The organism is Nostoc sp. 2RC, from assembly GCF_014222165.1.
GTDB lineage: Bacteria > Cyanobacteriota > Cyanobacteriia > Cyanobacteriales > Nostocaceae > Nostoc > Nostoc linckia.
The window spans coordinates 16078-27303 of the sequence record NZ_JACKZU010000062.1 but is presented as its reverse complement, the minus strand read 5'-3'; the positions used below and the strand labels follow the sequence as shown (position 1 = coordinate 27303).

General features: G+C 42.0%; 8 protein-coding genes and 1 pseudogene. 5 read left to right on the top strand and 4 right to left on the bottom strand.

The window, feature by feature from the left end:
• A pseudogene (locus tag GNE10_RS35855) lies at nucleotides 1-347 on the bottom strand (hypothetical protein); the annotation flags it as partial.
• 107 nt (nucleotides 348-454) lie between these two features.
• Between GNE10_RS35855 and GNE10_RS10045 the strand changes: the two are divergent.
• The 4 genes from GNE10_RS10045 to GNE10_RS10030 all read left to right on the top strand — a co-directional run bounded on the left by GNE10_RS10045 (nucleotide 455) and on the right by GNE10_RS10030 (nucleotide 6084).
• Nucleotides 455-2179, top strand: coding sequence for a diflavin flavoprotein (locus GNE10_RS10045; protein WP_185565051.1), 1725 nt, complete (start codon nucleotides 455-457; stop codon nucleotides 2177-2179).
• Nucleotides 2180-2366: 187 nt separating this feature from the next.
• Complete coding sequence (locus GNE10_RS10040; protein ID WP_185565050.1) at nucleotides 2367-4079, top strand: diflavin flavoprotein; 1713 nt, start codon at nucleotides 2367-2369, stop codon at nucleotides 4077-4079.
• A gap of 192 nt (nucleotides 4080-4271) precedes the next feature.
• On the top strand, nucleotides 4272-4859 hold the full coding sequence (locus GNE10_RS10035) for a Uma2 family endonuclease (RefSeq protein ID WP_185565049.1): 588 nt from the start codon (nucleotides 4272-4274) through the stop codon (nucleotides 4857-4859).
• Nucleotides 4860-5739: 880 nt separating this feature from the next.
• Nucleotides 5740-6084 (top strand): DUF1815 family protein, encoded by a 345-nt coding sequence (locus GNE10_RS10030; RefSeq protein WP_099072203.1) that lies wholly within the window; start codon nucleotides 5740-5742, stop codon nucleotides 6082-6084.
• A gap of 236 nt (nucleotides 6085-6320) precedes the next feature.
• Here the strand turns inward: GNE10_RS10030 and GNE10_RS10025 are convergent, their stop codons facing one another.
• Nucleotides 6321-8387, bottom strand: a complete 2067-nt coding sequence (locus GNE10_RS10025) for a CHAT domain-containing protein (RefSeq protein WP_185565048.1) — start codon at nucleotides 8385-8387, stop codon at nucleotides 6321-6323.
• Nucleotides 8388-8517: 130 nt separating this feature from the next.
• Here GNE10_RS10025 and GNE10_RS10020 point away from each other — a divergent pair, with 130 nt between their 5' ends.
• The gene (locus GNE10_RS10020) at nucleotides 8518-9018 is read left to right on the top strand and encodes a thioesterase family protein (RefSeq protein WP_185565047.1); all 501 of its coding nucleotides are present in this window, start codon (nucleotides 8518-8520) and stop codon (nucleotides 9016-9018) included.
• Nucleotides 9019-9237: 219 nt separating this feature from the next.
• Here the strand turns inward: GNE10_RS10020 and GNE10_RS10015 are convergent, their stop codons facing one another.
• Together GNE10_RS10015 and GNE10_RS10010 are read right to left on the bottom strand one after the other, a co-directional pair.
• Nucleotides 9238-9435 (bottom strand): hypothetical protein, encoded by a 198-nt coding sequence (locus GNE10_RS10015; protein WP_185565046.1) that lies wholly within the window; start codon nucleotides 9433-9435, stop codon nucleotides 9238-9240.
• Nucleotides 9436-9815: 380 nt separating this feature from the next.
• A complete protein-coding gene (locus tag GNE10_RS10010; protein ID WP_185565045.1) occupies nucleotides 9816-11012 on the bottom strand; it encodes a 1-deoxy-D-xylulose-5-phosphate reductoisomerase in 1197 nt (398 codons plus the stop codon).
• Nucleotides 11013-11226 lie beyond the last annotated feature (214 nt).

The window sequence follows — 11226 nt, the reverse complement described above, 5'->3', positions numbered from 1 at the left end:
TGGGTAGGGGCAGGTCGGGTCGGTAGAGCGGGAAAGAAGGGGGATGGGGGAAAGGAAGTGTGCTTTTGGTGCTGTGGTTCTTCGTCGGTTTTGTTTGGGGTTGGGAAAATTTGCAGTAGTAAGTCATCGAGGGTTTGAGATTGAGCTAACTGAGATATGACACACTTGGGTAAATACTCAGTATCCCAGGTACTGTGGAGAGTTTCGCCAATAAATAGCCCCCAGTGCAACCGAGAATTGCCAATTTCCAAAGCCAGCCAAATATTGTTTGTGTGTAGCGCCAGTTGCTTTAAGTCCGGGAACCAGCCCAAGGTAGTGGCTTGTGTGTGCCTCTGTGGTTCAAGCATTTGATTTTTTTTAACATGAATATAAATTTTTTAATAAAAATTTACATAAAACACATGTCACAATAAAGCAAGAGGAATAAATACTCAATTTGTCAAGGAGGGGGGTTATGGTAGCGCTCACCGAAAAAACTGAAAAACGACTGACTATACAGACTGTGGAAATCGCTCAAGATACAACGGCAATTCGGTCACTGGATTGGGATCGCGATCGCTTTGATATTGAGTTCGGTTTACAAAACGGTACTACTTATAACTCGTTTCTCATTCGGGGCGAACAAACTGCCTTGGTTGATACTTCCCACGAAAAGTTTCGTCAATTATATTTTGATACCCTCACGGGACTAATCAACCCCAAAGAAATCGATTATTTGATTATCAGCCACACCGAGCCAGACCACAGCGGTTTAGTAAAAGATTTGCTACAAATGGCTCCGGATATTACTGTTGTCGCTTCTAAGGTAGCAATTCAGTTTCTAGAGGATTTGGTGCATCAGCCATTTAAGCGGCGGATTGTGAAAAATGGCGATCGCTTAGATTTAGGTAACGGTCACGAATTTGAATTTGTGATTGCACCAAATTTACATTGGCCGGATACAATTTTTAGCTTCGACCATAAAACCAAAATTCTCTTCACCTGCGATGCATTCGGGATGCATTATTGTTCCGATACCACCTTCGACGAAGATTTAAAAACTTTAGAAGCAGACTTTAAATATTACTACGAATGTTTGATGGGGCCAAATGCCCGGTCAGTGTTGTCTGCCCTCAAACGGATGGCGGAATTAAAAACCATCGCCATGATTGCCACTGGTCACGGCCCGTTATTATCCCACAATGTTGAGGAACTAGTTGGACGTTACCGCACTTGGAGTCAAAACCAAGCCAAGCCAGAAACCACCATTGGCATATTTTACGTTTCTGAATACGGTTATGGCGATCGCCTCGCCCAAGCAATTGCCAACGGTATCAGCAAAACCAATGTTGGTATAGAAATTGTAGACTTGGGGTCTGAAGTAGATTTACAAGAACTGCGGGAATTAGTCGGCCGTTGTGCGGGATTAGTTGTTGGTTTACCTCCGGCTTCTGGCGCTGCTAGCATCCAAGCTGCACTCAGCACAATTTTAGGATCTGCCAAAGAAAAGCAAGCCATCGGCGTATTTGAAAGTGGCGGCGGCGATGACGAACCCATAGATCCTTTGTTGAGTAAATTCCGGAATTTGGGCTTGACAACGGTTTTCCCAGCAATTCGGATTAAGGAAACCCCCACAGAAAACATCTACAAGCTTTGTGAAGAAGCGGGTACAGACTTGGGACAATGGGTAACCCGCGATCGCAGCATCAAAGCCATGAAATCCCTTGGTGCAGACTTAGACAAAGCACTAGGTAGACTTAGCGGCGGACTGTATATTATCACAGCCAAAAAAGGCGATGTTTCCAGCGCCATGTTAGCTTCCTGGGTTGCTCAAGCCAGCTTCAAACCCTTAGGATTTTCCATTGCAGTGGCCAAAGACCGGGCGATAGAATCACTGATGCAAGTAGGCGATCGCTTTGTGCTTAACGTCTTAGAAGAAGGCAATTTCCAACCACTGATGAAGCACTTTTTGAAACGATTCGCCCCTGGTGCAGACCGCTTTCAAGGAGTCAGAACCCAGCCAGCCGAAAATGGTGCCCCCATCCTCACCGACGCCCTCGCCTACATGGAATGCGAAGTCGTCAGCCGTATGGACTGCGGCGACCACTGGGGAGTATACAGCACCGTCTACGCCGGACGAGTTTCTAAACCAGATGCCTTAACTGCGGTGCATCATCGGAAAGTTGGAAACCATTATTAATTTTGGATTTTGAGATTTTGCGGAAAGTCTGAGCGGAGGCTTCCTCCGATCAGAACTTTCAAAGACGGATTTTAGATTAGTAATCCAAAATCCAAAAATCTTGAATATTGTCTGAATTTGATCCAGTATTTCGATGTTCAATTAATCATCCAAAATTTAAAATCTAAAATTCAAAATTCTTTGTATTATGTCAACAAACAAACCCCGTGACGTTCAAGTTTTCCCCATTGCTACAGATACAAGATTGTTGCGATCGCGCAGTTGGTCGAGGCTGAGATTTGAAATCGAATATGCTCTGGCTAAGGGAACGACTGCTAATTCTTATTTAATTGAAAGTGATAAAAACGCCCTGATTGACCCTCCTGGGGAAACCTTTACAGAAATTTTTTTAGCAGCGTTGCAGGAGCGTTTTGATGTTACAAAACTCGATTATGTAATTTTGGGACATATCAATCCTAATCGGGCTGCAACTTTAAAAGCATTGCTGGAAATTGCCCCACAAATTACTTTTGTCTGTTCCAATCCAGGGGCGATAAATTTACGTGGGGCGCTGGAAAATCCAGATTTGCCAATTCTGGTAATGCGGGGAGAAGAAACTCTGGATTTGGGTAATGGGCATAATTTAGAATTTATTCCCACCCCCAACCCCCGCTATGCAGACCACCTTTGCACCTACGACCCGCAAACAGAAATTCTCTACTCAGATAAGTTGTTTGGGGCCCATGTTTGCGGCGACCAAGTATTTGATGAAGGCTGGGAAATTTATAACGAAGACCGCCGCTATTATTTTGATTGCTTGATGGCTCCCCACGCCCGTCAAGTGGAAACAGCGCTGGAGAAACTTGCAGATTTGCCTGTGCGAATGTACGCCACTGGACATGGCGCTTTAGTTCGTTATGGCTTAATCGAACTCACCAAAGCTTATCGAGAATGGAGTCAGCAACAAACTTCTGCTGACTTGACAGTAGCGCTGATTTATGCATCAGCCTATGGAAATACAGCTACTTTAGCTCAGGCGATCGCTCGTGGCATTACCAAAGCTGGAGTAGGGGTAGAATCGATTAACTGCGAATTCACTGACCCAGAAGATATCCGTGCAGCTGTGGAAAAATCTGCTGGCTTTATCATGGGTTCTCCTACCCTTGGCGGTCACGCACCCACACCCGTGCAAACAGCTTTAGGAATTGTCCTGGCCACAGCAACCAATAATAAACTTGCTGGTGTGTTTGGTTCCTTCGGCTGGAGTGGTGAAGCGGTGGATTTAATTGAAGGTAAATTAAAAGATGCTGGTTATCGGTTTGGTTTTGATACCATCCGCGTCAAATTTAAACCAGACGATCCCACCTTGCAGCTTTGCGAACAAGCCGGTACAGACTTTGCCCAGACATTGAAGAAAGCGAAAAAAGTGCGAACGCAAAGTGTTCCTGCCACCAGCGTCGAACAAGCAGTTGGGCGAATTGTCGGTTCGCTGTGCGTTCTCACCGCCAAACAAGATGACATTTCCAGCGCTATGTTAGCTTCTTGGGTATCTCAAGCTAGCTTTAGTCCCCCTGGTTTAACCATCGCTGTAGCCAAAGACCGGGCTGTAGAAAGTTTGACACACTCAGGAAATAAATTTGTCCTAAATATCCTCAGAGAAGGCAATCATTTGGGGTTGATGAAGCATTTTCTCAAACCCTTTGGCCCCGGACAAGACCGATTTGCCGATGTGGCTAGCCAAGAAGCTGAAAACGGTTCTCCCGTCTTGACAGATGCTTTAGCATATCTTGAATGTTCCGTACAAAACCGCATGGAATCCGGCGACCATTGGCTGGTTTATGCAACCGTCGATAATGGCAAATTGTTAGATAATGATGGCATCACAGCCGTGCATCATCGCAAAACAGCAACTCATTATTAATTGGGTATGTGGTATGGGGAATTAGGTACTCTTTCTCACTCTGGTTAAACAATCATAGACACCGCATAACACCCCAATGTACCTGACTGTATAAAGCTTATCTATGGGTGTTCGAGGTTACTAGCAGTGGGTGATTGGGAAGATTAGCTAGCATTGCTGATTGTGTCTTTATACTAGCTAAGGAGCAATTCAATGGATACAGTTGTGCTAAATTTAGAGCCAATTCTTCGCCTTACAGATGAGCAGTTTTATCAACTGTGTATGGCCAATAAAGATTTAAACTTAGAGCTGGATGCCAAAGGAGAACTAATTATTGTGCCACCAGTGGGCGGGGAAAGTGGAAATCAAGAGGCAGATTTAATTACTGATTTGAATATTTGGAATCGCCAAACAAAATTAGGAATAGTTTTTAGTTCTTCAACTATCTTCAATTTGCCAAATGGAGCAAAACGATCGCCCGATGCAGCTTGGGTAAAATTGTCACGATGGGAAGCGCTAACTGTAGAGCAACGTCAAAAATTCCCACCATTGACACCTGACTTTATCATCGAACTTAGATCCCAGAGCGATGGCCTAAAAACTCTGCAAGACAAAATGCAAGAGTATATAGAAAATGGTTTACGCTTGGGTTGGCTGATTAACCCCCAAGCCCAGGAAGTAGAGATTTACCGGCCAACACACTCTGTAGAAGTTCTGAAAATGCCAGCACTACTCTCTGGAGAAGAGGTTTTGTCTGGATTTGAGTTACTAGCGGTCTGCCAACCCAAAAATGCTGGATGAGGGCTGGGGGAAGGGGTAAAGGGTAAGGGATTTAAAACCTTTCCCCTTTCCCCTTTCCCCTTTCCCCCGCCAAGTGAACTTGGCAAACTACTAATTTAATTCCCAGTGGCAGCACGAAATACATTTATAAAACTTATTAGAGTAACTATTAGTAGTAGCTTTAAGTTTCTTCATGTATAGAGAGCTTAAATATCAAGGGATAGGTAAAAGTAGAGCCTAAATGGCAACATTGCTTTCTTGAGTTTAGCTATTGTCAGTGTTGAGTTTATCCACAGTGGACTCAACACTTAGACCGATGGCTTAATTACGTAGTTTTTGTATCAAAATTTATATTTAAGTTGCAATTTCGTACTGGTTTTACTAATTGCACTCTCATCTGCTCAAATATATATAGCTAGGAGGAATAAGTTTGGTATACCCAATAATCTCTACATACCAAAATCTACGTTAAATAGATAATAGATTAAACATGTAAGCCAGAGGTCTTATAACAACGTAAAACTACGATAGAGCGTCTGATAGTAGTTAATTTAGCTGCACGTCGTTCATAAAAACGCAATTTGTAGCTTTTCTGTAGTTGACTAGTGGTAGATTTGAGTTACTCTTGAAGCGATCGCTTCGTGTAGGAATCTACCCTGACAGGAGTGTATAAAGACATAAGTTATATTTAACAATTCTGTCCCAGATTTTGAATTTCCAAACTGAATAGTTTGATACGGCGCTCAAAAACCTGATGCTCTACCCTAAACAAGGTAGTCAATTAAAGACTCAATATCATCTGTCTAGTAATTGTAATGAATAGTTTACAATACCAGTGGATGGGAAAATCTAAAGAAAATATAAAAGTAACTCAAACGACTGTGGTGTCTGGAGGACAAAAGTGTTTCTGAGACTAGCACATCAACATAGACAATTCGTCCAAGACTTGGTAATGAACCTGCAAGCCTTGGCAATTGTACTGGAGCGACGCGGATATCCTGCGTCCTGTTATACCTGTGGCGACCAGATGAATAGCGCATCATTTATGGTTAGCTTGGGTGATAATCACCTAATTCGCTTTTTAGTGTCTGACTACGGGATTACCTGGACAGAAATGCGGGATGACCGCGAATTAATGAAGTTAGAGGGTGCAGAGGCAATTAACCAGCTACAAGAGTTGGCTAATCTTGTCAAACAATCTGTGCAAATTGATACAGAATCTAAAACTTTAGCCAAGAAGTGTTAAGGTTCCAAAACTCGATGGTGAATGACAAATTGATTTACGGTAACTGGTGATTGGTAATAGCGGCTTGCTTAGCGATCGCTCATTATTCATTCTCCGTTACCATTCAGTGGTGGTTAGTGATTGCCTACCGCATCTTTTTTGTATCTACCAAAATTATCAGGTGTTAAAACGCACCACGGTTAGAGGTGGGGTCTAGATTTTTGGTAACAGCACTTACGTACTGTTTTAATCCAAAATTACAGTCCGTTACCAATCAAAATAAATGGTGCCCAGTAATAGGGATGACTAAAGTTACTAACTTGCCTTGCAGGTGCATTGCCAGTTTTGAGCGAGTATCCGTTAATTAATGAGATTTGAGCCTGTCGTAGGGCTTCGGTTTTAGTCAGTTTTTTGCCAGAGAGAATATTATAAAAAGCGCTCATCAGTGCTTGTGTACCACCATCATCCACAGACCATAACGAAGCGATGGCGGCTCTAGCGCCGGTTTGCTGCATTTGATAGCCAAAGCCCAAAATTTCCTCACCGTTACCTAACTTGCCTCCCAAGCCGGTTTCGCAGGCACTCAACACTACCAAATCTACATTGGGGAGCGACCAAGTAGAGACATTTCTAAAGTTAACGCGATCGCCATTTCCGAATAAAATAAACGAATCTTCTGGTTTACCCACCACAAAGGCTGCATGGGTGGCTAAATGCACAATTGTATAGTCATCCATTTGGGGTACAGCAACTTCGGGACTAAAGGCATCATCTAAAAGCTTCTTGGTTTCAGGAACCGCCGCCGCTAAACTTTCTACTTCCCGCGTTGCAAAGGGCAAACCAGCAAAAGCAATCTGTCGATTACCAACTTTGATTTTATAATTACCTTTAGTAAAAGCACCTGCTAAAGCCCGCAAATTAGATTGTTTTGGGGTGTTTAAGTTAGTTAAACTGGCAGATGTAATGTGATTTACGCTAAAGCGCTGCACTAGCCATTGTTTGCCATCATATAAAGCAGTTAAAGGAATATAGCGTAACTGGTCATCTGGAGCGTAAATCAGAGTTTGTGTACTTAATAGCTGCAAGTCTTTTTCTATTGGTTTAATTAGCCAGTTATACAATTGGCGTGCAGGTGTTTTGACATCTTCACCAGGATTAATTAAAGCTTCGCGGAAGTTTTTAATTGTTTGATGGAGATTTTCGCTTTTGACCGCAACGCTGTGATGAATTGGTGGAGAATCGGGAGTGACTAACACCAATTCCAAGCTATCTTTTAAAATTAGCGGGTAAATGAGTACAGATTTTTGGGGTAATTGCGCTAGATTATTCCGAATTTGATTGAGACTGTCCAAATCCAAATTTTGCCGCCTAGCTGTACGGCTGATTTGTTCTATCTGCGCTTTTACTTGAGGACTATCGAGAAATTTATTAAATTCATCCAAGAGTTGCTGCTGGCTCAATACTAACTGTTGGATGCGTTGTTTTTGTTGTGGCGATCGCTCTTGTGGAGGAATTTTTCGGAGTTTTGTTAATTCTTTCCCTAGTACAATAGCATTATCTAAGGTTCGATCTAACTTTTCTTTAATTGGTTTTTCTTGTGCTACGATGTCAATGCCTTTAGCAGTGCGTTGATTACCGGGCACATTTCGGAGATACTCTTCTAGTTCTTCAACTTTGAGTAAATCCATTGTGCGTTGAGCTTCAGGAATACGTTTTTGCTTGAGTAATCGCTCGCCCAAAATCCGATATGTCTGACTAACAGTAATGCTGTAAGCATCTGGTTGTGGTGCAGCTAGTGTTAATGGATTCAAACGAGCTTTTTCACGGTTGATTACACAACCTTTATAGAAAAGAATTGCTAACTCTGGTTTGTTTTGAATATCAAATAAGTAACCAACATTACTATAGGTTTTGCCAAGTCGAACCAAATCCCCAAGTTCTTTATTAATCACTATCGCTTGCTGATAAGATGCGAGTGCTTGGCCATACTTTCTTTGACTTTGGTAGACTCTGCCAATATTATTAAATGTTATGGCTTCCCAAGAGCGATCGCCGTATTCTCTAGTAATGGCTAAGGCTGTTTCTAATGTTTGCAATGCTTGTTGCGATTCACCTTGCTGAGATTGTTTGATGCCTTGTTGATTTAGCCTTGCAATTTCTGAGAGTTGATTATTCTGGGGTAAAGCTTGAGCTTTTGCTCCCGAATGCCATCGGAATTTTGTATTTGTACTTACTTGGTTATTTTCTGGGGATGCCATCCCAAAACCTAGTACACTCAGTAGAGTCAAAGTTACAAGACTAACATATCGGAGATTAGACTGCATAACAAAAAGACTCCCCATACACAGAAGTGTAAATCTTAAATCAAGAATTCCTGGAAAGCAATTAATTTTTAAACTATTCCATATTTCAATAATTTATAGCTTGTCAAAATAGATGCCCAGAAACTTAAAAATGTCAGAAGAAAAAAATAACCAACCACAACTACCACCAACCAGTGCCCTTGACATTCCATCAAATCAGGAATTTGACAACTGGTTTGAATATCCTATAAGAGTGCAACCACACCACACCGACTACGCAGGTATTGTCTGGCATGGTTCCTATCTGACTTGGATGGAAGAAGCACGGGTTGAATGCTTGCGGTCTATCGGCATTGAATTTGCTGATTTAGTAGCTTTAGGTTGCGATTTACCAGTTGTAGAATTATCGGTGCGCTATCATCGTTCAATTCCATTGGGTCTGCCAGCAGTAGTTAAAACCCGTATGGCTGAAGTAACTGGCGTCCGCATCAATTGGGATTATGCTATTGTCTCACCTGATGGACAACAACTATATGTCACCGCCAAGGTAACCTTAGTAGCTTTAGACCGCGAACGAGGTAAGATTATGCGTCAGTTACCGCCAAATGTTAAGGATGCATTGGCTAAGGTTTCAGCATTGAATAATAATTGACCGTAGTAATTTTAGCGGAGCCTTCCTTCGCTGAATCACCTACAGCATTGCTAAATTCTGACTGCGGAATTCTAAATTCAGAATTTTAACTCAAGCCGATCTCATATCATGTCCGGTTGAAGACTTATCATTAGGACTGACGCTCTTACGCGGGGGATTTTTTTGATAAGTGATTAGGCGGACATGATATTAATTCCAAATCCAAAAGCCACAATTATATTACTTGCCAGTTTGGATTTGGGAGAGAGTTTGAGCAAACTGCGTTATCTGATGCCAAATATCTTGGGGAGTAATACCAAAGCCAATATTTAATAACACTAGGATTGCTGCAATAGTTAACGCAGTACTCACCGTTGCTTTCAGCAACTTCCACAATATTATGAAGACAATCCAAGCTACAATCAACGTAGCAATCATAATAGATAAATTTCCTTATAATACCGCTATTTGAAAACGTGTTGATTCAGAAAATGTAAACTTTTATTTCAGTAACAACTACTAATATTAAAGCTGCTACGTCTAATTGGAGCTAGATACTAAAGCTAAGATTTTGTGTAACTGCAACAGTGTTATTTTAACTGAAAATCTGACAAAAATTCAGATAGGAAGCTAGTTATTTGGCAATTTGGCAGAATTGCTAGGAAGAATATTTTCAAAAGTTTTAGTATAAATAATTACAAATAACGGGGTTATACATTAGCGATTCTAGATGAATTGTGAAAATTGCAGTGTTTAGATACCCGACTTCTTTGAAAAGTCGGGTATCTAATTTTTCACGGGCCTTGCACTCAACGTTTTTATCGCAGAGAAATTATCCGCGAGTGAGTTTCTAACTTTTCAGTCGCGATTAAAACTTCTTGTCTTGCCCATTTATCTGCTGCCAAAATGTCATCTAAAGAGGGATTTGAACGGTTATCATTTTGATGGCGATCGCACACCCATTCGATACAACGAGGAATATCTAAAAAGCGAATTTTTTCTTCTAAAAATAAAGCTACAGCTTGTTCGTTGGCGGCATTCAATACAGCAGGCATGGAACCGCCAGCTTTACCCACAGCATAAGCCAACTTCATACAAGGATACTTTTGATGGTCTGGTTCGCGGAAAGTTAAATTTCCAGCTTTCACCAAATCTAAGCGTTCCCAGTTAGTGTAAATGCGATCGGGCCAAGATAAAGCATACAGTAAAGGTAAGCGCATATCCGGCCAGCCCAGTTGAGCTAAAACTGAAGTATCTTGCAGTTCAATGAGTGAGTGAATAATACTTTGGGGATGAATGACAATTTCGATATCGTCATAATCCAAGCCAAACAGGAAGTGAGCTTCAATTACTTCCAGTCCTTTATTCATCAAAGTAGCAGAGTCTACAGTGATTTTACGCCCCATCGACCAATTTGGATGTTTTAAAGCATCAGCAACGGTCACTTCTGCTAACTTTTCTACATCCCAATCTCGAAAAGCGCCACCTGATGCAGTCAGTAAAATCCGCCGCAAACCGTTTTTTGGCACACCTTGTAGGCACTGGAATATCGCTGAATGTTCGGAATCAGCAGGTAATAATTTTACACCGTGTTTTTCGATTAAGGGTAAAACTACGGGGCCGCCAGCAATCAGAGTTTCCTTATTTGCCAAGGCGATATCTTTACCAGCCTCTATAGCTGCGATGGTTGGTAGCAAACCAGCACAACCCACAATTCCCGTGACAACCGTTTGAGCTTCGCCGTAGCGGGCAACTTCTATCACTCCCGCTTCACCAGCCAGGAGAATCGGTTGCGGGTCGAGGTCTTTAACGGCTTCCTTGAGTGCCGGTAATTGCTCTTCTAAGCAAATTGCTGCTATTTGCGGCCGAAATTGCCGAATTTGAGCAGCCAACATTTCCACATTGCGCCCAGCTGCCAATCCCACAATCCGAAATTGTTCTGGGTACTGACTCACAATATCTAAAGTCTGAGTCCCAATGGAACCAGTAGAACCAACAAGAGTAATCGCTTTCACAATTATTTAAGGATTTACAGACAATTCCACTATAAGTTGCTGAGGACTCTTTAATAACAGCGATCGCCATATTAGGGAGGTGGGTAGGTCGAGGGGACAAGGGAGACAAGGGTGACAAGGAGAATAATTCCTCAGTCAACAGTTAACAGTTAACAGTAAAAACTCCCAATGCCCCATAAAATTTGTATTGATAAACACGACATCTTTAGATATG

What these genes read in the sequence shown, in the direction of transcription:
- GNE10_RS10045 (WP_185565051.1), top strand. Translation starts at nt 455, where the DNA reads ATGGTAGCGCTCACCGAAAAAACTGAAAAACGACTGACTATACAGACT.
- GNE10_RS10040 (WP_185565050.1), top strand. Translation starts at nt 2,367, where the DNA reads ATGTCAACAAACAAACCCCGTGACGTTCAAGTTTTCCCCATTGCTACA.
- GNE10_RS10035 (WP_185565049.1), top strand. Translation starts at nt 4,272, where the DNA reads ATGGATACAGTTGTGCTAAATTTAGAGCCAATTCTTCGCCTTACAGAT.
- GNE10_RS10025 (WP_185565048.1), bottom strand. Translation starts at nt 8,387, where the DNA reads ATGCAGTCTAATCTCCGATATGTTAGTCTTGTAACTTTGACTCTACTG.
- GNE10_RS10020 (WP_185565047.1), top strand. Translation starts at nt 8,518, where the DNA reads ATGTCAGAAGAAAAAAATAACCAACCACAACTACCACCAACCAGTGCC.
- GNE10_RS10015 (WP_185565046.1), bottom strand. Translation starts at nt 9,435, where the DNA reads ATGATTGCTACGTTGATTGTAGCTTGGATTGTCTTCATAATATTGTGG.